17 protein-coding genes are annotated in these 21,443 nt (G+C 74.9%); 11 read left to right on the top strand and 6 right to left on the bottom strand.

The genetic code is table 11. The annotated features are described in order from the left end of the window. The first annotated feature begins 80 nt into the window (after nt 1-80). The gene (locus AB0O82_RS22840; protein ID WP_363585791.1) at nt 81-539 is read left to right on the top strand and encodes a hypothetical protein; all 459 of its coding nucleotides are present in this window, start codon (nt 81-83) and stop codon (nt 537-539) included. A 53-nt stretch (nt 540-592) separates the two neighbouring features. On the opposite strand, the gene AB0O82_RS22835 is transcribed toward AB0O82_RS22840, so the two are convergent. Further along, nucleotides 593-1,924 (bottom strand): cytochrome P450, encoded by a 1,332-nt coding sequence (locus AB0O82_RS22835; protein ID WP_363585790.1) that lies wholly within the window; start codon nt 1,922-1,924, stop codon nt 593-595. Nucleotides 1,925-2,164: 240 nt separating this feature from the next. On the opposite strand from AB0O82_RS22835, the gene AB0O82_RS22830 reads away from it, so the two are divergent. Further along, nucleotides 2,165-3,568, top strand: a complete 1,404-nt coding sequence (locus AB0O82_RS22830) for an amidase (RefSeq protein ID WP_363585789.1) — start codon at nt 2,165-2,167, stop codon at nt 3,566-3,568. A gap of 70 nt (nt 3,569-3,638) precedes the next feature. Here AB0O82_RS22830 and AB0O82_RS22825 read toward each other — a convergent pair whose 3' ends face one another. Beyond that, complete coding sequence (locus tag AB0O82_RS22825; protein ID WP_363585788.1) at nt 3,639-5,588, bottom strand: FUSC family protein; 1,950 nt, start codon at nt 5,586-5,588, stop codon at nt 3,639-3,641. Between the two features lie 453 nt (nt 5,589-6,041). On the opposite strand from AB0O82_RS22825, the gene AB0O82_RS22820 reads away from it, so the two are divergent. The 5 genes from AB0O82_RS22820 (at nt 6,042) to AB0O82_RS22800 (ending at nt 11,627) form a co-directional block, all read left to right on the top strand. Next, complete coding sequence (locus AB0O82_RS22820) at nt 6,042-7,136, top strand: YbiU family protein (protein ID WP_363585787.1); 1,095 nt, start codon at nt 6,042-6,044, stop codon at nt 7,134-7,136. After that, on the top strand, nt 7,118-8,482 hold the full coding sequence (locus tag AB0O82_RS22815) for a DUF6271 family protein (RefSeq protein ID WP_363585786.1): 1,365 nt from the start codon (nt 7,118-7,120) through the stop codon (nt 8,480-8,482). The genes AB0O82_RS22820 and AB0O82_RS22815 overlap by 19 nt, the downstream gene beginning before the upstream one ends. A gap of 114 nt (nt 8,483-8,596) precedes the next feature. Next, entirely contained in the window at nt 8,597-9,775 is a 1,179-nt protein-coding gene (locus AB0O82_RS22810) for a type III PLP-dependent enzyme (protein WP_363585846.1), read from the top strand. Continuing rightward, on the top strand, nt 9,772-10,380 hold the full coding sequence (locus AB0O82_RS22805; protein ID WP_363585785.1) for a GNAT family N-acetyltransferase: 609 nt from the start codon (nt 9,772-9,774) through the stop codon (nt 10,378-10,380). The genes AB0O82_RS22810 and AB0O82_RS22805 overlap by 4 nt, the downstream gene beginning before the upstream one ends. A 5-nt stretch (nt 10,381-10,385) precedes the next feature. Next, complete coding sequence (locus tag AB0O82_RS22800) at nt 10,386-11,627, top strand: MFS transporter (protein WP_363585784.1); 1,242 nt, start codon at nt 10,386-10,388, stop codon at nt 11,625-11,627. Between the two features lie 84 nt (nt 11,628-11,711). On the opposite strand, the gene AB0O82_RS22795 is transcribed toward AB0O82_RS22800, so the two are convergent. Then, a complete protein-coding gene (locus AB0O82_RS22795; RefSeq protein ID WP_363585783.1) occupies nt 11,712-12,098 on the bottom strand; it encodes a MerR family transcriptional regulator in 387 nt (128 codons plus the stop codon). Nucleotides 12,099-12,116: 18 nt separating this feature from the next. After that, nucleotides 12,117-13,139 carry an NADP-dependent oxidoreductase gene (locus AB0O82_RS22790; RefSeq protein WP_363585782.1) on the bottom strand — a complete coding sequence of 341 codons (1,023 nt, stop codon included), beginning with the start codon at nt 13,137-13,139 and terminating at the stop codon, nt 12,117-12,119. A 200-nt stretch (nt 13,140-13,339) separates the two neighbouring features. Between AB0O82_RS22790 and AB0O82_RS22785 the strand changes: the two genes are divergently transcribed. Continuing rightward, complete coding sequence (locus AB0O82_RS22785) at nt 13,340-14,089, top strand: PIG-L family deacetylase (RefSeq protein ID WP_363585781.1); 750 nt, start codon at nt 13,340-13,342, stop codon at nt 14,087-14,089. Nucleotides 14,090-14,210: 121 nt separating this feature from the next. Here the strand turns inward: AB0O82_RS22785 and AB0O82_RS22780 are convergent, their stop codons facing one another. Continuing rightward, nucleotides 14,211-14,405, bottom strand: coding sequence for a DUF1918 domain-containing protein (locus AB0O82_RS22780; protein ID WP_363585780.1), 195 nt, complete (start codon nt 14,403-14,405; stop codon nt 14,211-14,213). A gap of 140 nt (nt 14,406-14,545) precedes the next feature. After that, nucleotides 14,546-15,223: a TetR/AcrR family transcriptional regulator gene (locus AB0O82_RS22775; RefSeq protein WP_363585779.1), complete on the bottom strand. Its 678-nt coding sequence runs from the start codon at nt 15,221-15,223 to the stop codon at nt 14,546-14,548. A gap of 363 nt (nt 15,224-15,586) precedes the next feature. Here AB0O82_RS22775 and AB0O82_RS22770 point away from each other — a divergent pair, with 363 nt between their 5' ends. The 3 genes from AB0O82_RS22770 (at nt 15,587) to AB0O82_RS22760 (ending at nt 21,353) form a co-directional block, all read left to right on the top strand. Continuing rightward, complete coding sequence (locus AB0O82_RS22770; protein WP_363585778.1) at nt 15,587-16,384, top strand: phytanoyl-CoA dioxygenase; 798 nt, start codon at nt 15,587-15,589, stop codon at nt 16,382-16,384. Nucleotides 16,385-16,464: 80 nt separating this feature from the next. After that, entirely contained in the window at nt 16,465-17,055 is a 591-nt protein-coding gene (locus tag AB0O82_RS22765) for a DUF6309 family protein (protein ID WP_363585777.1), read from the top strand. Beyond that, nucleotides 17,052-21,353, top strand: a complete 4,302-nt coding sequence (locus AB0O82_RS22760) for an amino acid adenylation domain-containing protein (RefSeq protein WP_363585776.1) — start codon at nt 17,052-17,054, stop codon at nt 21,351-21,353. The genes AB0O82_RS22765 and AB0O82_RS22760 overlap by 4 nt, the downstream gene beginning before the upstream one ends. Nucleotides 21,354-21,443: the final 90 nt, after the last annotated feature.

The following is a 21,443-nucleotide window of genomic DNA, read 5'->3' as shown; positions in this document are numbered from 1 at the left end:
CGGCCGCACCCGGCCCGGCAAAATTGGCGTAGACCACTTCCGTCCACGCTCGCCGGACCGCCGTCCGGCCGGAGGAACGCATGCTGCGCAGACTCTCCTGGATCCCGGCCCTGACGGCCGTCCTGCTCGCCCTGGTGGCCGGGCCGACGGCCGGTACGGCATCCGCCGCGACCGAACGTGAATTCCTCCAGGGCTACGGGCAGTTGGTGCCGCTGCCGGCCCCGGTGACGCCGGCGCAGCAATGCGTCGAGCGGCGGCTGTTCCTGGACGCCGGCACGTACGCCTGGAGCTTCGGCACGCCGGGCGGCAACGTGCCGTCCCAGGACGTCCAGCTCTCCTCGGGCTGGTTCCGCTGGACGATCTGCGTGTACCCGCGGGCGTCCGTCTACGGCGCGACCACCTGGCTCGACCCGGAGACCCCCGGGCAGCCGCACCTGGAGCGGACCACCAGCTTCGACGTCACCTTCGCCTACACCTACACGTGGGACTCCATGCTCTACCGCTGGCAGGGCGTCCCCCGCCCGCCGCGCACCATGTGACGCATCGTCAGGAAAGGCTCCCGTCCGCCGCCCGCGCGGGGCGGGAGCCCCGGTCACCACGGCCGGCGGGCGAGGGTGGCCGTGAAGGGGCGGGGGGACAGCGAGGAGCTGCGGGTCGGGCGGACCGGGCGGCCGGGGGTGGGGGTGACGGTCCAGCGGGCCGCGATGGTGGCGATGGCGAGGGCGGCCTCGGTGGTGCCGAACACGTCGCCGATGCAGCGGCGGGGGCCGAGGCCGAAGGGGGCGTAGGTGCCGGGGGAGGGGCGGGTGTTGGTGAGCCAGCGGTCGGGGTCGAAGCGGGCGGGGCAGGCGAAGACGTCGGCGCGGCGGTGCAGCAGGTACGGGCTGAACAGGATGGTCGCGCCGGCCGGGACGCGGTGGCCGCCGAGTTCGGCGTCGGCGGCGACGACGCGGCTGAGGATCCACACCGGCGGGTAGAGCCGCAGCGTCTCGGTGACCACCCGGGCGGTGAGCGGCAGGGCGGGCAGGTCCTCGTGGCGGGCGGGGCGGCCGTCGAGCACGGTGTCCAGCTCGGCGTGCAGGCGGTCGCGGATGGCCGGGTGGGCGGCGAGCAGGGTCCAGGCCCAGGAGAGGGTGGCGGCGGTGGTCTCCATGCCGGCGAGCAGGAAGGTGACCACCTGGTCGTGGATCTCGGCGTCGGTGAGCCCCCGCCCGTCCTCGTCGCGGGCGCTGAGCAGCATGGACAGCAGGTCGTCGTGGTCGGTGCCGGCGGCGCGGTAGTCGGCGATCAGCCGCCAGGTGACCTCCTTCAGGTCCTGCCGGGCGCGGCGGAAGCGGCGGTTGCCCGGGGTGGGGATGCGGTCGGCGCCGGGCAGCGGCATCATGACGCGCCGGCCGACGCCGCGGGTGATGACGTCCATGCTGTCGTGGACGGGCAGCGCGCCGGCCCGCTCGTGGGCGGCGAACAGGCAGCGGGCGGTCACCGCAGTGGTGAGGCGGTACATCGCGGCGGGGACGTCGACCACGTCGCCGTCGCTCCAGGAGGCGGTGGTGCCGGCGATCTCCTCGGCCATCATCGCGGCGTAGCCGGGCAGTCGGTCGCGGTGGAACGCGGGTTGCAGCATGCGGCGTTGGCGCCGGTGCGCCGCGGCCGGGCAGGTGGCCAGGCCGTCGCCGAAGACCTCGCGGGCCTTGTCGAGGACGAGCCCGCCCTTGTCGTAGGTGCGGTCCTCGGTGAGCAGTTGGCGGACCAGCTCGGGGTGGCAGGCGACGTACGCGTCCAGCGGGCCGAGCCGCAGCCGGACGAGGTCGCCGTGGGCGGGCAGGCCGGCGACGAACTCCAGTGGCCGGCGGACGAAGGCGGGGGCGTGGCCGAGCAGGGGGAGGGCGCCGGGGGCGGTGGCCGAGGTGTACTGGGTGGGCACGGGCGTCACCTTGGGGTGGGGGGTGGACCGGATCGGTTCGTGATCCGGCCTTTCCCCGGGGCCGTCGGCGAAACGATCTCCGACCGGCGGGTGGGGTGAACACGGGGGCGCATGCCGAACGCCCGTGCGCCGTCAGGGTTCGGCGGCGGGAGCCGGGGGTGGGGTATCCCTCGGCGCGGCCCCGCGCCTACACTGCGAACTCTTGCGCGACTACCGGTCAGTAGGGATTGGGGAGTTCGGATGACCGACGAGCGGGCCCACGGGTTCACCGACGACGCCCTCGGCGCGCACGACGCCGTGGCCCTGGCCGCCCTCGTCCGCGCCGGCGAGGTGGCCCCCGCCGAACTGGCCGCGGCCGCCGCCGCCCGCGCCGCCCGGGTCGACCGGACGCTCACCCCCGTCGCCCACCCGTCCTACGACCGGCCCCGGCTCGGCCCGGACGGCACCGACGGCCCGCTGTACGGCGTCCCCACCTTCCTCAAGGACAACGTCGACCTGCGCGGCCTGCCGACCGGCATGGGCAGCGAGGCCTTCCAGGCCCGCCCGGCCCGGCGCAACTCCCGCTTCACCGACCAGTTCCTCGCCACCGGCCTGGCCGTCCTCGGCAAGACCCGGCTGCCCGAGTTCGGCCTCAACGCCTCCACCGAGTTCGCCACCGCCCAGCCGGTGCGCAACCCGTGGAAGCCCTCGCACTCGGCCGGCGCCTCCTCCGGCGGCTCGGCGGCGCTGGTCGCCGCCGGAGTGGTGCCGATCGCGCACGCCAACGACGGCGGCGGATCGATCCGGATACCGGCCGCCTGCTGCGGACTGGTCGGACTCAAGCCCACCCGGGGCCGCCTGGTCACCAACGCCCAGGGCGGCAAGCTGCCGATCGACCTCGTCACCGACGGCGTGCTCACCCGCTCCGTCCGCGACACCGCCGCCTTCTACGCCGCCGCCGAGCGCCACCACCGCAACCCCGCGCTGCCCCTGCTCGGCCTGGTCGAAGGCCCGGGGCAGCGCCGGCTGCGGATCGGACTGGTCGTGGACTCGCCGCTCGCCACCACCGACGGACCCACCCGCACCGCCGTCGAGCAGACCGCCGCCCGGCTGGAGGCACTGGGCCACCACGTCGAGGAGACCACCCTGCCGTTCGGCGAGGAGTTCTCCCGCGACTTCGTCCTCTACTGGGGCTACATCGCCTTCGCCATCGCGGTCAGCGGCCGGCTGATGCTGGACCGCAGCTTCCGGATCAACCGGCTCGACGGCCTGACCACCGGGCTGCGCAGGCTCTACCAGCGGGAGTTCCTGCACACCCCGGCCGTGCTGCGCCGACTGCGCGGCGCCGAAGCCGCGTACGCGGGCCTCTTCCGCACCCACGACGTGATCCTCTCGCCGGTCCTCGCGCACGCCGCCCCGCCGATCGGCCACCTCAGCCCGAACGTGGCCTTCGACGAGCTGATCGAGCGCCTCCAGCGCTACGTGGCCTTCACCCCGGTCAACAACGTGACCGGCGGCCCCGGCATCGCCCTGCCCACCGGCGCCGCGCCGAGCGGCCTGCCGATCGGTGTGCACATCTCGGCCGCGCACGGGCAGGAGCGGCTGCTGCTGGAGCTGGCCTTCGAACTGGAGGCGGACCGGCCCTGGCGGCGGATCCAGGACTGACCGGGCCTTCGCGGGGCGGACGCCAGGGCGGGCGCTCCAGGACTGACCCGGCCCCCGGCCGGCCCGGCCCTCAGACGGGCACCACCGCCCGCGCCGCCTGCACCTCGCGGTGCAGCCGGCCCAGCGCGCAGTCGGGCGGGAGGGCGTCCGGCCCGGCCTCGGGCAGCGGCCCGCCGCCGCGCAGCGCCCCGGCCAGGTCGCCCAGCTCCCGGACGACGGCGCCGACCTCGGCCGGGGACGGCGCCGGAGCGCCGTGCTCGACCCGGACCCGGGTGGCGGTCGTGGTGTCCACGATCCGCTCGACCGCGATCACCAGCGGCCACCAGGCCTCGGCCCGGGCCCCGACCGGTGGCGGTTCGGTGAGCGCCCGCTGGAACTCGCTGCGCACGGCGGACAGGTCCCGGTAGAGCCGCCGCCGGTACCGGGCGCGGGCCGGCTGGTCGGCCCCGGGCGCGGTGGTGAAGGCCAGCGAGACGTACGCGGCGGTGTCCGCGACGGCGTCGGCCAGCCGCTCCCCGATCCGGGTGTGCCAGGAATCCGGCCACAGCAGGTAGCCGGTCAGCAGCGCGATGCCGCAGCCGATCAGCGAGTCGTACAGCCGGGGCAGCACCAGGTGGAAGCCCCGGTGGTTGAGCAGGTCGGAGAGCAGCAGGATCACCGGGGTGATCGCCGCGGTCTGGAACGCGTACCCCTTCGCCGACAGCACCGGGATCAGGGTTGCCAGCGCCGCCATCACCGGCACGTCCCACCAGCCGTGCGGCACCTCGGCCAGCACCGGAATGGCGATCAGCAGCCCGGCGGCGGTGCCGAGCGCGCGCAGCACCGCCCGGGAGAACACCGAGCCGAAGTCGGGCTTCAGCACGAAGGTGACGGTCAGCGACACCCAGTACGAGCGGGGCACCGCGATCACCGACACCAGGATCTGGGCGAGGCCGATGCACAGCGCCAGCCGCAGCCCGTACCGCCAGGACGCCCGGGACAGCAGCAGCGCGTGGGCGGCCCGGCGGGCGCGGACCTGCAGTGCGGCGGGCCGGCCGAGCGGGTCGTCGCCGGCGTACGGGTCGGGTGCGGGCTCGTGCGCGACGGCCCGGGCGTGGCCGATCGCGGCGACCAGGGCGCGGGTGGACGGTCCGGCCGGATCGGGCAGTCCGGGCGGCGGGGTCGACCCGACGCGGCCCCGCTCGACGGCCGCGGCCAGCTCGCGCACCGCCGCCGGGTAGGCGGGCGGCAGCGGACCGTACTCGCGCGGGCGCAGCTGTGCCGCCGAGGCGGCCTCCACCACCGGGATGGCAGCGTTGAGCTGGGCGAGCAGCCGGACCAGGGTGGGGGAGCGGCCGTGCCGGCGGGCCCGCCGGGCGAGCAGCAGATCGTAGGACTGGTTCAGCGACTGGGTGAGCGCCTGCCGCGCGTCGTCGGCTCCGGGGGTGCCGGCGGCCTCCAGGAAGTCGGCGACCGACCGGTAGGTGCCGGCCACGGCGAAGCGCTCCGGCGCGCCGCCGCGCAGCGGCCAGGCGAGCAGGGTGAGGCCGAGCACCAACAGGCCGCCGAGCAGCAGCAGTCCGGGCGGCAGCCACCAGGGGGAGGGCAGCGGCAGTCCGGCGCCGACCACCGCGTTGAGCAGCAGGAGCAGTCCGGACACCGAGGCGACCGCGCCGATCGAGGAGATCATGCCGGAGACCAGGGCGACGGTGGTCAGTACGGCGACGGCCGTCCAGCCCGCACCGTACACCAGGGTGCCGAGCAGGATCCCGAGGGCGCCGAAGAGCTGCGGCACGGCGATGTTGAACACCCGCATCCGGTAGGCGTCCGCGGTGTCCCCGATGACCCCGGACAGCGCACCCATCGACACCAGCGCGCCGTACCCGGGCCGGTCGGTGGCCGTGCCGACCGCGAGCGGCGCGGCCAGCGCCACCGAGGCCCGGGCGGCGGCGGCCCAGGGGACCGGCGCGGCCTTGGGGCGCAGGCTCGCGGTCAGCCAGCCGGGCGGGGTGAGCCGGGTGGCGGCGGGGCGGTGTGCCATAGGCCCAACGTACGGCGCGAAGGACGGGGCGCAACGCTGGGGAACTCGTTTCGGTTCACGTCCGGGTATGTCAATTCCCGAAACATACTCCGGCTTATGTCACTCTCCGAAACATAAAGCGAACCCCGAGGGGTCATCTGAACTGCGCGGATTTCCCTATTGGTAACCAGCCGTCGAGGGTTGACACCATTAGTTGGTCTAGTCCAACGTATGAGGGGCGCGGTTCGGCCGGGGCTGAGGCAGGGTGAGAGGCCGTGCCGGACGGACGAGTTGGCCCCCTGACGTGGCGGAACCTTGCACGGTCGGGGCCCGGGCGAGGCGGAGCGTATGCGGACGGCATGCGGTCCACGGGCTGAATTCCACGCACGGCCGGTGACGGGCCGTCGGCTCGCCGTGCCCGCACTGTGCGTCCAGGAAGCGCTGCGTCGACTACGAACCATGGAGTGACTGCCCATGCCGAGCCCTGACGGATATCTGCACCGAGCCGCCTCGGCGCGCCCCTACTTCAGCGAGGACGGGGAGAGCTACCTCGCGCGCACGGCGCTGCGCGAGGTCCGCAAGGAGCGCCCACTGCGGGTGCTCTCCGAGGAGGACTTCGCGTTCTGGCAGACCTACGGCTACATCGTGGTCAAGGAGGCCATCCCGGCCGAGGCCGCACGGCGCCTGCTCGACTTCGCCTGGGACTTCCAGGGCCTCTCGCCCGACCGCCCCGAGGACTGGTACCGCGAACGCGACTACCGCGACGAACTCGACCGGGAACTGCACATCTACGGCTTCGTCGAGGCCTACCACCACCAGCTGATCTGGGACAGCAGACAGGCCCGGCGGGTCTACGACGCCTTCGTCGACGTCTGGGACTGCGAGGAGCTCTGGGTCACCCTCGACCGGCTCAACCTCAACCCACCGAACATCCGCAACCGCGACCGCGCGCTGATCGAGCCCACCGACCGGGGCTTCGACATCGAACTGCACTGGGACGTCGACACCACCCAGGGCATGCTGCCCCAGCGCGTCCAGGGCATCATCGCGCTCGACGACACCCGGCCCGACCACGGCGGCTTCCAGTGCGACCCGGAGCTGTTCCGCCGCTTCAACGAGTGGCAGGCCGCCCAGGCCGCCGACCGCGACCCGATCCGCCCGGACGTCGACCGCACCGAGTTCCCGGTGGTGCGGCCCGAGTTGAAGGCCGGTGACCTGCTGATCTGGAACGGCCTGCTCGCCCACGGCGTCGCCCGCAACACCTCCGAGAACGGCGTCCGCGCCGTGCAGTACCTGTCGATGATGCCCGCGCTGGAGGAGGCCGCGCAGATGCGCCGCTCCCGGGTGGAATCCTGGCGCACCCTCGCCACCCCGGACTGGAACCGCACCCTGGTCGGCGACGCGACCCGCCATGAGTCGCTGCGCTACGGGCCCGCCGAACTCACCGAACTCGGTGAGCGGCTGCTCGGACTGCGCTCCTGGCACGACCCGGATTCCACGGGCGACCGGCCCGCCCCGCAGCAGCCCGCCGAGTCCGCGGGGGAGCCGGCATGCGCGCCGTCTGCCTGACCCTGCCCACCAACCGCGAGTGCGCGGCCACCATCGCCGCGATCGGCGCCGAAGCCGCCTACGCCGCACGGCGGTTCGGCGTCCGGGTGCACCTGCTGATCCTGGACTCCGCCGACCCGGCCACCTACCGGCGGCACGCCGAGGCCGTCGCCGCGCTGCCCGCCGTCGGGTCCGGTGCCGCTTCCGGCACCGCGTTCGGGGCCGGGGAGGTGGTCGTCCACCACCTCGACGAGGCCGCCCAACGCGGCTTCCTGCGCGACGTGATCGAGCGCTCCGGCGCCGCCGGCCCGGACGGGCCGCTCGGCGACCAGCTGCTCGACCTGATGATCCCCGACGCCGTCTCCTACGGCGCCTGCACCAACCGGGCGTTCCTGCTCGCCGGCGCGCTCGGCTGCGCCTCCGTGCACCGCCGCGACTCCGACAGCGCGTACCAACTGCTCGACGGCGAACCGGTGTTCCCGATCGAGCACGAGCTCGCCACGCTCGGCCTCAAGGCGGCCGACGCGGCCGCCGCCGTCACCGAGGTCACCCTCGACCCGGTGCACACCGACAAGCCCGTCGCCCTGGTCGGCGGCTCCTTCGTCGGTGAACTCTCCGTCGACATCGGCGAGATCCGCGAACTCGACCCGGACGCCTACCACCAGGTCGTCGCGCTCTGGGCGCCCACCGGCGCGAGCGAGCAGGAACGCCGCGAACTCGTCGCCGACTCCTTCACCGGCGGCGGCACCGACCCGTTCCGCCACGACCGCGCCGTGCTCGACCTGCCCGACATCTGGCGGATCGACATGTGCAACGTCGCCCTCGACCACGAGGTCTACGACCGCGTCCCGTTGCCGCCCGCCACCGCCACCATCGGCAGCGACTACTTCCTGCTGCACCTCGTCCGCGACGCCACCCTGCCCGGCGTCGTCCACAACCGGCACATCGTCAACTACTACACCCCGGAACGGCGTACCGGCGCGGGCTTCACCGCCTACCAGCTGCGCTACGCCAAGTTCCTGCTCTCCATGCTCTACCTGTACCCGGTCTACTCCGAGATGGAGGCGGCCGGCGGGGCCCTCCTCGACGAGGCGAACCACATCCGCGCCGACGTCATCGCCGACTCCGCCCGCCGCAGCGCCGCGACGGACCGCGCGGAGAACCACCGACGGCTCGACGCGCTGGACCACTGCTACCGGCGACTCGGCGGGAAGTACGCCGAGTTCGCCGACCACCTGGCGCCCCAGCGGGCGCGTCTGCTCGACGAAGCGCAGGCGGACATCGAGGACTTCGCGCTGCTGATCGACGCGTGGGGCCCGCTCATGCGGGCGAGCAAGGCCACGCCCGCCGACCGGCTGCCGCGGTAGCCGCACCGGGAGCCATTCGTGATACGTCAGACCATCGCCCACCGCGCCCCGGCGCACCACACCACCGCCCACACCGGCGTCGCGCCCGACCCGGCCGCGCACGACCGGACGGCGATCCGCGCCGCCCTCGCCGCTGCCACCGACGACCGGATCATCTACGACCTCGACGGCATCGAGCGCCAGTACACCGACCTGATCGGCGAACTGCCCGACGTCGCCGTCCGGTTCGCCATGAAGGCCTGCCCGGTGGACGAGGTGCTCGGGCGCCTCGCCGCCCTCGGCTCCGGCTTCGACGCGGCCAGCCCCCAGGAGATCGCCCAGGCCCTGCGCACCGGGGTGAGCCCCGACCGCATCCACTACGGCAACACCATCAAGTCCGACCGCAACATCGCCGAGGCCTACCGACTGGGCGTGCGCGACTTCGCCACCGACAGCCTGGAGGACGTCGCCGCCATCGCCGAACATGCCCCCGGCTCCCGGGTGTTCTGCCGGGTCGCCACCTCGGGCGACGGCGCCCTGTGGGGCCTGAGCCGCAAGTTCGGCTGCTCGCCCGAGGACGCCCTGCGCGTCCTGGACGCCGCCCGCTCGGCCGGCCTCACCCCGTCCGGACTCTCCGTGCACGTCGGCTCCCAGCAGATGACCGCCGAAGCCTGGGGCGCCGCCGTGGACTCGCTCGCCGCCGTCCTGGAGGCGCTCAACTGGCGCGGCATCACCCCGCAGCGGATCAACCTCGGCGGCGGCCTGCCCGCCCTCGGCGTCCTGGACCGGCACGGCCGCCCGCTCGACCCGCCGCTGGACAAGATGTTCGCGGTCATCCGCGAGGGCATGGACCGGCTGCGCACCGTCAACGCCGCGCCGCTGGAGTTCCTGCTGGAGCCCGGCCGGCACCTGGTCGCCGACCACGGCGCCATCCGCGCCCACGTCGCCCGGCTCTCCTCCCGGCACCAGCTCGACGGCACCCGCGAGGACTGGCTCTTCCTGAGCTGCGGCAAGTTCAACGGCCTGTACGAGATGGACGAGCTCCAGTACCGGCTCGAATTCCCCACCCACCCCGGCGGCCAGTTCGTCAACGCCGTCGTCGCCGGCCCGACCTGCGACAGCGACGACGCGTACGCCCAGGAGGACGGCCTGGTCCGCGTCCCGCGCGCGATCGCCTCCGGCGAACCGGTCTGGATCCTTTCCTGCGGCGCCTACGCCACCGCCTACACCACCCAGGGGTTCAACGGCTTCGAGCCGCTGCCCTACACCTGCATCGGCGGGACCGGCGGCCCGGACGGAGACACCGGCAGATGACCGACCTCCGCATCCGGCTGCTCCAGGAGGACGACTGGGACGGCGTCGTCGCGCTGGAGGAGCGCGCCTACGCTGCCAGCGGCCTGTCCGAAGGCCGCGAGGCGCTGCGCTCCCGCCACCGCGCCTCGCCCGACACCTGCTTCGTCCTGGAGCACGCCGACGGCCTCGGCGGCTACCTGCTGGCCCTGCCCTATCCGCTGTTCCGGTGCCCGGACCTCAGCCGGGCCGAGGCCGGCGGGGTCCGCGCGACCAACATGCACCTCCACGACCTGGTCGTCGCCGAGGAGCTGCGCGGCCGCGGCCTGGCCCACCGGATGCTGCGCGGCCTGGAGGAGACCGCCCGGGCCCGCGGCTACCGCACCATGTCCCTGGTCGCCGTCCGCGGCTCGCAGGTGGTGTGGGCCCCACTGGGCTACCGCGCCCGCCCCGAGATCGGACTGCCCGGGAGCTACGGCCCCGAGGCGCTCTACATGGCGATGCCGCTGGGCCCGGCCGCTGCTTCTGTCGCCGTCCAGGCCCCGGCCGCCGTCCCGGCCGCCGTCCAGGCGTTGACCTCCTCCACCGACCCGTCCCCCGGGTTCCCACCCAGAGCCGAAGTGGGCTGATGCACATGTCCCCCGTTCGCGACGACTTCCGCCGGTCCCAACTGGCCATCGCCGCACTGTTCTTCCTGCTCGGATTCCAGTACGCGACCTGGGTCTCCCGGATCCCCGCGCTGAAGACCAGGCTCGACCTCGGCGAGGCCCAGATCGGCCTGCTGCTGATGACCTGCGGGGTCGGCGCCGCGGTGTCCTTCCCGCTGGTCGCGGTGCTGATGCGGCGGTTCGGCTCCCGCCTGCTGTCCGTGCTCTCCGCGCTCGCCCTCGGCGTCGTCCTGGTCGCCCTGTCCGTGGTGCCCGACTACCCGCTCACCCTGCTGGTGCTGTTCTGCGACGGCGTCGCCGTGGGCTGCCTGAACGTCGCGATGAACGCCCAGGGCGCGGCGCTGGAGGCCCGCTACGCGCGGACCACCATGTCCCGCCTGCACGCCACCTTCAGCGCCGGCTCGCTGCTCGCCGCGCTGCTCGCCTCCGGCGTCACCGCCTTCACCGGCACGCTCGCCGTGCACTTCGGGGTCGCCGCCGCGCTGCTCGCGGTGCTGGTCGTGGCCGCCCGGCCCGGACTGCTCACGGACGACGCGCCGGCCGCGGCGCAGGACGGGTCGGACCAGGAGCAGGCACCGGCCGCGAAGAAGGACCGCCGCCGCTTCGTCCTCCCGGCCGCGGCGACCCTCTGGATGGGCCTGGCGATGGTGTTCGGCACCGTCACCGAGGGCGCCATGAACGACTGGTCCGCGCTCTACCTCAAGGACGTCGTGAACGCCGGTGCCGGGCTCGCCCCGCTGGGCATCGCCGTCGTCTCGGTGATGATGGTGCTCGCCCGGATCTTCGCGGACGGCTGGCGCACCCGCTTCGGCGACGGCCGGATCGTGCGGACCGGCAGCCTGCTGGCCGGCGCCGGACTGGCCCTCGCGCTGCTCGTCGGCGGCGTCGTGCCGACCCTGATCGGCTTCGCCTGCGTCGGCCTCGGCGTCGCGGCGGTCACCCCGTGCGTCTACGTCGCCGCGGCCCGCCAGGGCTCGGACGCGCTCTCCCTGGTCGCCGCGATGGGCACCACCGGGCTGCTCGCCGGGCCCGCCGTGATCGGCTTCATCGCCGACGCCACCAGCCTGGTGTGGGGCATGGCCGCCGTCGCCGTCTCCGCCGCGGTCGTCTCGCTCTGCGCCACCCGGATCGGCTGGCCCGCCCCGGAGCCCCGCCCCGAGCCCCACCCCGAGCCCCTCGACGGCCGACTCGCCCCGGACGCCAGCTAGCTCCCCCCGCAGACCTCGCCCGGAACGCCGCGCCTGCCCCGTCGCGGCGTTCCGGGCGAGCCGCGTTCCGGACGGTGGACCGGGTCAGCCCGGCAGGTCCGCGCCCCCGGCGGCGACGTGCCGGGCGAGGCGCTCGCGCAGGGCGGTCAGCCGGGCGATCTCGGCGTCCAGGGCGGCGAGCCGGGCGGTGACCACGGGGGCGAAGGTCTCCAGGCCGGGGGAGTCCGAGCAGCGGCGCGGCGGCTCCTCGGTGAGCAGGTCCAGGCGGTGCGGGCGGCTGGCCAGGTCGTCGACGGTCAGCCCGACGGCCAGCAGCCGGCGGATCGCCCGCACCCGGGCGACCTCGATCGGCCCGTACTCGCGCTGGCCCGAGGCGGACCGGGCCGGCGGCGGCAGCAGCCCCCGCTGCTCGTAGAAGCGCAGTGCCCTGGGCGTGGTGCCCGCCGCTGCCGCCGCGTCCCCGATCCGCATGGCCGTTCCTCCTCGGTGCTATGCGAGGTCGACGATCGTCGCCCCGAAGGTGTCCCCGTCGAACAACCTCCGCAACGCCTGCGGCGCCTGGTCGATGCCCGCCACCCGCGTCGACGGGAAGACGATCTCGCCGGTGCGCAGCCAGCCGCCGAACCGCTGCCGCCACTCGGCCTCCAGGTCCGGTTGGTCCACGCCGGTGAAGCCGCGCAGGGTCAGGCCCAGCATGATCACCCGGAAGCTGTCCACGAGAGCCGGCGAACTGCCGCCCCGCCGCTCCGGCGCCAACTGCCCGGACAGCGCGCCGACCAGGGCGAACCGGGCCCCCGGCCGGGCCGCGTCGACGGCGGCCGTCAGCTGCTCCCCGCCGACCAGGTCCAGCAGCACGTCGACGCCCTCCGGCGCGGCCTCGGCCAGCTGCGCGGCGAACGGCCGCTCGCCGCGCACCAGTACCGCGTCGTAGCCGAGTTCGGCGGTGAGCCGCTTCGCCTTGGCGGGGGAGCCGGTGGTGCCGATCACCCGGGAGGCGCCCAGCAGCCGGGCGACCTGCCCGGCCAGCGTGCCGACCGCGCCCGCCGCGCCGGTCACCAGCACCACGTCCCCCGGGCGCACCCCGGCGCAGCGGGTCAGCCCGCCGTAGCCGGCCGTGCCGGGGGAGAGCAGCGCCACCGGGTCCGGGAACCCCGGGTCGACCGGAGTGAACCCTGCGGCGTCCGCGACCACGAGGTCCCGCCACCCCCGCAGGTGGGTGACCAGGTCGCCCGGCCGAAGGGGCCCGCCCGCCGGAGCGGCCAGCACCTCCCCGAGGGCCGGCCCGTACAGCGCGTCCCCGGGCCCGATCGCCGGCAACGGCGCCCCCGTGAGCTCGCCCCCGATCAGCGTGCGCAGGCCCGGGAAGACCAGGAAGGCCCGATTGCGGACGACCACCTCGCCCGTCCCCGGCGCCGGCAACGGCTCCTCCACCACCGCGAAGTCCCCGGGCCCGGGCAACCCGCCCGGCTCGGTGACCAACCGGACGACCCGGGCCGTCGTGGGCAGCGTCATCGCAGCACTCCTCCAGAACCGACGCGGCGGCCGATCCACCGCGGGTGCCCGGACGCTAACCCCTGACCCGTGCGTCAGGGGCAACCCCGCCGGCCCGGGAGGGTGTCCGACGGGGTGTGGGTGTGGGGGTCTTCTAGAGTCGCCTGCGGAACGACCGTAGGACCAGGCGACTGTGAGCCGAGCCGAGAGGGACGAGCACCATGAGTGAGCAGGCCGTCGAGCCCTACCAGCCCGTCGACGAGGACTGGCGGACCGCGCTGGCCGTCGTCGCGCACCCGGACGACATGGAGTACGGCGCCGCCGCGGCCGTCGCACGGTGGACGTCGCAGGGCAAGAAGGTCGTCTACGTGATGGTCACCAGCGGCGAGGCCGGGATCGACTCGATGGACCCCGAGGAGTGCGGGCCGCTGCGGGAGGCGGAACAGATCGCCTCGGCGCGGGTGGTCGGCGTCGACGTGGTCGAGTTCCTCGGGTACCCGGACGGGATGGTGGAGTACGGGCTGCCGCTGCGCCGCGACATCGCCCGGGCGGTGCGCCGGCACCGGCCGGACATCGTGATCACCAGCAACTTCCGGGAGACGTACGGCGGGACCGCCCCCAACCAGGCCGACCACATCGCGGTCGGGCGGGCCGCCCTGGACGCGGCTCGGGACGCCGGTAACCGGTGGGTGTTCCGGGAGCTGCTGGCCGAGGGTCACGAGCCGTGGAACGGCGTCCGGCAGGTGTGGGCGGCGGCCTCGCCGGAGTCGGGTCACGCGGTGGACACCACCGAGCACTTCGACCTGGGCGTGGCCTCGCTGGAGGAGCACAAGGCGTACCTGGCCGGGCTGGGCGGGCTGGGCGGTGAGATGGCGGACGCACGCGAGTTCCTGGAGGGTGCCGGGCGGGGAGCGGGCGGCCGGCTCGGGGTGCGGTTCGCGGCGCCGTTCGAGGTGTTCCCGCTGCGCTGAGCCGCGCGGCCACCCGGATGGGCCGGCTGCCCCCACGGCCCCGCTGCCCGGAACGCTCGCCGGGCTCGCGCCGCTGCTCACCACCCCGCCCGGGTGGGGTGCGGGGCGGCGGGGGAGTCGGTCAGCGGTCCGCCGGGCGGTGCTCGATGGCGCAGTCGGGGCCGGGGTAGATCAGACCTTCGTGGCCGTCCTCGAAGCGGACCATGTACGGCGGTTCGCCGTCGACGCCGCGCACCTCGACGATCTCTCCCTTCTGGTCCGTCATGCCCACCGACCTGCTGTGGATGTGGAGCTGGTCACCTACCGCTGCGTGCATGGTCTGCTCCTCGGGTCGTGGCGGCCGCCTCCGCGGCCGTTCCGCTTTCCACTGTGCTGCTGCGGCGACGGGCTCGCAACGGCGCGGGCGGGCGGGACACGGGGGCGAGGCGGGACCCGAGGGGCGGGCGGGGACCGGTCTCAGCCAACGGGCGGCTGCTCCGCGAGGTAGGCGCGGACCAGCCGCTTGCACTCGGCGATCAGCGCCGGATCGCCCTGCGGATCGCCGCGGAAGGCCAGCTTGAGCACCGCGTCGGCGGCCTCCAGGGCGACCCGCAGGGCGAGGGTGAGCGCCGCCGGGTCGCCGGTGGCGAACACCTCGCCGCCGAGCGCCTGGAGGCGCAGCGCGACGGCGGTGTTGTTGTCCACGCCCGGGTCGAGCAGGTGCCGGTCGTCCCGCAGCCCGGCGGGGGCGGTCGCGTTGGCGAGGCCGAAGTCGAGCTGGCCGAATCCGGGCACCGCGCGCTTCATCGCGACGAACTCCTCCACCGCGAGGTCGGTGAACCCGGCCGGGCCGAGGGGCGCGGCGGTCGCCAGCCGGTGGTCGAGCCGCTGGAGGTAGCGGTCGAGGTTGCGGCCGGCGAGGGCGGCCAGCAGGTCCTCCTTGCCGGCGAAGAACTGGTACAGGGTGCCGATCGGCACCTGGGCGCGCTGGGCGACCTGCTTCGTGGTGAGCGCGGTGGCGCCGACCTCGTCGAGCAGCCCGGCGCAGGCGTCGAGGATCCGGCCGTACCGCTCCTGGCTGCGCTGCTGGACCGGACGGCGCCTGGTCACGGGGCCCCGCCCGGCGCTCTCGTGACTCCTGGTGTCGCCGCTCATGACGTCACTGTGCCGCATCCGCTGTGCCAGCGGCGAATCACCGGGGCTCAATGGGTCCGGAGTTTCGGGTGGGGAACGAGTAGATCGGTGGCTGGAGCTGAACGTCACGGTGGCGGGAAGATGTCCAGGAGTCGGCGATGGTCTTGTGGTGGACACGAACAACGGTTCATACTCCTCAGCGGACTACCTTGCGTGATCAACTCGTGCCCTTTCGTGGTGAACGTGTGTCAGCTGTGGCGACGACGGACGAACCCGGCGCCACCCGAGGTCTGGATGATCCCGTGCGTTTCATAGAACCCGTTCAGGTCCCATCCGCCGTGCCCGACTGTGCGACCCGTCATCCGGAAGGAGGGGGCCGGTTCGGTGACGCAGACTTCCGGAGGGCGTGAAGCCCTAGACACCGAGCAACACCGTCAGTTCCTGGAATCCGGATACCTGGTCCTGCCCGGCCTGGTGCCGGAGCCGCTCGGGGCCAGGCTGGCCCCCGAGGTCGACCGCTGGGTGGACGAGGGCCTACGGGCCCGCTCGATCGCCGCCTGCACCGACCCCGCCCGGCACGGCCCGCCCCCGGTGCTGGAACTGGAACTGCCGGCCCACGGCGAACTCCTCACCCACCCACCGCTCTTACGGACGCTGTCCGGTCTGATGGGGCCGTCCTTCGTCTTCCACCACCTGCACAGCGACCGCCAGGCCCCGGGGATCCCCGGCAAGGCCTGGCACCACGACTGCGAGCCCAACGACCGCGCCGACCCGTCGCTGCTGATGGTCCACGCGCTGCACTACCTCGGCGGCCTCGACGAGAAGGTCGGCAGCCTGGCCGTCCTGCCCGGCTCGCACCGGCGTACCGTCGGGAAGACGGCGTACGCCCACCACGGCACCGCCGAACTGCCCGGCGAGGTGGTCATCGACCGGCTGCCGCCCGGCTCCACGGTGCTTCTCAACTCGGCGCTGTTCCACACCCGCAGACCGGCGCCGGACGGCCCGGGCAGGCCCCGGTACTTCATCGACGCGTCCTACTGCCAGGTGGGGGCGCGCTGGCGCCCGGTGAAGCCGCACTGGCGGCTGATGCTCGCCCGGGCCCGTGAACTCGGCCTGGCGGAGGGCCGGTGGCCGGAGCTGTTCGCGGAACGGCACTTCACCGAGTACGTCGGAACCGCCTGACCGGAACTGTTCGATCGGAACCGCCTGACCGGAACGCCCTGGCCGGAACAGCATGATCGGAACTGTCTGAGGAGCACCGCGTGGAGATCGTCACCGCCGTCGCCTACGCCGAGGTCCACCACGCCTACCTGCGGGACCACCCGGTGGAGCGCGCCCACGAGGCGAACAGCAACCGGGACGGCGAGGAGAACGTCGAACGCGCCGGCCGGATCCCCGGCGGCTGGTGGCGCATCCGGCTCTCGCGCTCGGACGTCCTCGGCGTCGTCCTGCCCTGGCACCTGAGCGAGGGCGGCGCGCGCGAACTCGTGCCCCGCTCCGGCCTGACGGTGGCCGAGGCGGCCGAGCGCATCCGCTCCGACGAGGCCGCCTGGTCGGCCGCGAACCCGGTCTGCGCCGCCAAGCTCCGGCTGCTGCGGTGGGCCCCGTTCACCCCGGTCTACCTGAGCACCGGCGCGGTCGACCACCCCGACTACACGGACCTGCTGGTCCGGGAGGGACTGATCCACATCGACGGCCTGCACCGCATGCTGGCCTGGGAGCTGGCCGGACGCCTGCCCGACCGGCCGCGCCTGGACGCGTTCCTCGCGGGCGACCCCCTGGTCGTGGACCCGCACGCGACGGGGCCGGTCCGCGCCGGGCGGGCGGCCCGGACGGGAGGCGAGCCGGAGTGACCTTCGCGACGCAGCACGTCCGGTCCACGCCGTCCGCACCGTCCACGCCGTCCAACCGGGCCGCGTCGTCCGCCCGGTCGCTGTCCGGGTTCCTGTTACGGCTCGCCCGGGAGCACCCGGACCGGACCGCCCTGACCGACGGCGACCGCACCCTCGACTACCGCACCCTCGACGCCGCGGCCGGCCGGATCGCGGCCCGGCTGGCCGCGTCCGGCACCGGCCCGGGCGACCGGGTCGCCCTGCTCGGGCCCCGGGACGCCCGCATGCTGGTGCTGCTGCACGGCGTGCTGCGCTCGGGCGCGGCGGCGGTGATGGCCGACCCGGACTGGTCGGCGGCCGACCTCGCCCGGAGGCTGGCGGCCGTCCGGATCGGCCGGGTGCTCAGCACCGAGGCGGCCTTCCCCGGGCCGGAGGGCCATCCGGCCGAGGTGGTGGACGTCGACCGGCTGGCCGGGCCCGAGGGCCTGCCCGACGCGCCGGGCAGCGTGCCCGGTACGACCGGTGACCTCATGCCCGGCGGGGCCGAGGACCTCATGCTCTGCGGGGCCGAGGAGCTGATGTTCGGTGCGGCCGAGGACCCCGCGTACCTGTCCTTCACCTCGGGGTCGAGCGGCGAGCCCAAGGCGGTGGCCGTCACCCACGCCAACGCGGTGCACTACGCGCGGGCGCTGGCCGACCGGCTGGGCTTCACCGAGGCCGACGCCCCGTGCGTCGCGCACGTCACCACGCTGGCCGCCGACCTCGGCCACACCGCCTGGCTGCTGGCCCTCGCGGTCGGCGGTTCGGTGCACGTGGTGCCGGACGGCGAGGTGCGCGACCCGGAGGCGTTCTGGGCGTCGCTGCGGCGCGCCGGGGTGTCCGTGCTGAAGACCACCCCCTCGCACCTGACCGTCCTGCTGGAGGGCCGGCCCGGCGACGCCCCGCCCCTGCACACCGTGCTGCTCGGCGGGGAGGCGCTGCCGCGCCCGTTCGCGGCCGCCCTGCTCGACACCGGCGTCACCGCCCGGCTGGTCAACCACTACGGCCCGACCGAGACGACCGTCGGCGCCACCTGCTTCCTCGCCGCGACCGCCCGCCAGCTGCCGGCCGAGGAGCCGACCGTCCCGATCGGCACCGGGATCGGCGAGGTGCGGCTCGCCCTGCTGGACGGCGACGGGCGGCCGGTGCCCGACGGCGCGGTGGGGGAGCTGCTGATCGGCGGCCGGGGCGTCAGTGCCGGTTACTTCGGCCGGCCCGCCGAGACGGCGCGCGGGTTCGTCCGCCACGACGGTGAACGCATGTACCGCACGGGCGACTTGTGTCGACGCCGGGCGGACGGGAGCCTGGTCTTCCTCGGCCGGGTGGACCGCCAGGTCAAGATCCGGGGCTACCGGGTCGACCTCGCCGAGATCGAGCGGGCGATGGACGACTTCCCGGGCGTCGCCCGGTCCGCGGTGCTGGTCCGGGAGACCGCCGTGGGGAACCAACTCCTGGCCGCCGTACGGTTGTCGGCCGACGGCGCCGGGCTGGCCGGGATCGGCTCCTACCTGCGCGACCGACTGCCCGGCTACTCCGTGCCGCAGCCGATCCTGACCCTGCCGGAGTTCCCGGTCGGGCCGAACGGCAAGCTCGACCGGGATCGGCTGGCCGAGCTGGTCGCCGAGCTGGTCGAGGCCCGGGCGGAGTCGGGGCCGTCCTCGGACGGGGACGCGCTGGCCCGATCGATCGCCGGGTTCTGGGCGGCCGCACTGGGCCTGCCCGGGGTCGGGCCGCACACCGACGTGCTGGACCTCGGCGGGGACTCCATCCTCGCCATGCGCACCGTCGCCTTCCTGCGCCGGTCGGGCCTGCGCGTCCACTACGACGACTTCTACCGGCACCCGACCGCGCACGGCCTGGCCGCAGCCGCCGCAGCCGTACCGGTTCCGGCCTCCGCTCCGGCCGGGCGGACCGGAAGCGGCGACCGGGGGAGTCAACTCGCCCCCGCGCAGCGGTGGCTGTACCTCCAGCGGTCCGTCGACGACCTGCGGCACTGGAACCAGTCCGTCCTGCTGCGCTGCCGGACGGCCGTCGACCCGGCCGCGCTCTCGGCCGCGCTCGCGGCCGTCCTGGAACGCCACCCGGCGCTGCGGCGGCCCGTCTCGCCGGAGGGCTACGACGCACCCCGGCCGGTGGCCGACCTCGACCCGCTGTCGTTCTCCCGGATCCCGCGCGGGACGGCCCCGATCGCCGAGACCGTCGCCGGGGTCTGCACCGAACTCCACCGCAGCCTGGACCCGTTGGCCGGCCGGCTGCTGCGCGCCCACCTGTTCACCGGCCCGCCCGGCACCGACGACCGGCTCGCCCTGATCGCGCACCACCTGGTGGTCGACGGGCTGTCGTGGCGCATCCTGCTGGACGACCTCGCCCACGCCTACCGGGCGGTGCTCGACCAGAAGCCGGCCGACCTGCCGCCGACCCCCGACTTCTACCAGTGGGCCGCTGCCGCGCCGCCGCCCCCGGCGCCGGTGTCGCCTTCTCCGGAGTCCGCGCCGGAGTCCGTGGTCCGCGCGCAGCCGGCGGCCGTCGGCTGGACGCTCGACGAGGACGGCACCGCTCGGCTGGTCGGCCGCCACGGCGGCGGGACCGGCCTGGAGGCCTTCCTGCTGGCGGCCTTCGCCGACGCCGTGACCGGCTGGAGCGGCCACCCGCGGCTGCCCGTCGAGGTGGAGACCCACGGCCGGGACACCGCCGGCGATCCGGGCGAATTCCTGGACACCGTCGGCTGGTTCACCGCCGTCAAGCGGCTGGTGGTCGAGGCGTCGGCCGGCCCCGAGGGGGCCGCGCAGCGCCTGCGCGAGGCCCCCGTCCAGGCGATGGACGCACCCGGCACCCGCTCCGCCGTCGGGTTCAACTTCCTCGGCACCTTCCGGCTGCCCGACGAGCCCGCACTGGACTGGACCGTCGCGGACGAGCAGGCCGGAGTGGCCCGTTGCACCGGCGGAGACCCGCTGTACGACCTGCGGCTCACCGCCCGCATCGTGGAGAACCGGCTGGTCGCCGACCTGGTGTACGGGTGGCCCGGTCTGCCGCACCCAGCCGCCGAGCGGATCGTCGCCGCGTTCGCCGGGACGGTGGCCGCCGAGGCCGGTGTCGGTGCCGGTACCGCCACCCGTCCCGTCCGGGCGCCGCTGTCGACCTCCGGCCAGCTGCTCCACCCCGGCACCCGGGCACCCGCCGTACCGGCGGCCCGCACCACGGTGCGCGAACCCGCCCGGGTACTGCTCACCGGCGCCACCGGCTACCTGGGGCGGCACCTGCTCGACGCCTTCGTCCAGCGGGGCGCCCACGTCACCTGCTTGGTCCGGGCCGAGCACGACGCCGGCGCCGTCCGGCGGTTGGGCGCGGGCGCCGACGACGGCCGGATCCAGGTCGTCGCCGGGGACATCGACCGGGAGGGGCTGGGCCTGTCCCCGGCCGGACTGGCGTGGGCCCGGGGCGCGCAGCTCGTCGTGCACGCCGCCGCGGACGTCCGGCTGGTGGCCTCGCCCGACGACCTGGAGCGGACCAACCACACCGCGGTGCGGCGGCTGCTCGGCTGGATCGACGAGCACGCCCCGGCGGCCCGCGTCCACCACGTCTCCACGCTCGCCGTCGCGGGCGGCGTGGACGGCCCGCCCCGCCGCTTCAGCGAGGCCGACCTGCGGATCGGCCAGCACTTCCGCACCCCGTACGAGCGGACCAAGTTCGCCGCCGAGCAGACCGTCCGCGCCTGGGCGGCCACCGGGCGGGCCGCCTACCTGTACCGCAGCGGCCACATCGCGGCGCACAGCCGGACCGGCGCCTTCCAGGCCAACATCGGCGACAACCGGATCTACCAGCTGATCCGCGGCTACCTGCTGGCCGGCGCCGCCCCGCGCCGGCCGCGCACCACCTACGCGTTCTCCTACGTCGACACCGTGGCCGCCGGGATCGCCGCGATCGCGCTGGACCCGTACGCCGCGCCCGGCGCCTACCACGTCGAGAGCCCGCACGAGACGCCGCACGACGAGCTCGTCCGCTGGCTCGCCGGCCACGGCCACCCCGTCCGGCTCACCGACGACGAGGCCTTCGCGGCGGCGATCGCCCGGGCCGAACGCGACCACCCGACGGCGGCGGGGCTGGCCGCCGCGTGGTCCCTCCAGGAGGAGCGCAACGTCCTCGTGGACCGCGCGTACACCACCTCCGTGCTGGACCGGCTGGGCGTCCGGTTCGCCGAGCCCACCTCGCAGTGGTGGTCGGCCGCGCTCACCCGGGCCGCCGAGGCCGGCTACCTGCCGCCCGTCGCACCGCCGCACTGACTCCCGTCCGCCGCACTGACTCCCGTGCGTAGGACCGACCCCCGTCCGCCGCGCCGGCGCCCCGTGAGCCGCGCCCCCACCGACCCGTAC

Origin of the sequence: Kitasatospora sp. NPDC088264, from assembly GCF_040685715.1 — a bacterium.
Taxonomy (GTDB): domain Bacteria; phylum Actinomycetota; class Actinomycetes; order Streptomycetales; family Streptomycetaceae; genus Kitasatospora.
The sequence above is the reverse complement of the archived record's forward strand: the minus strand, read 5'-3'. Positions and strand labels throughout refer to the sequence as shown.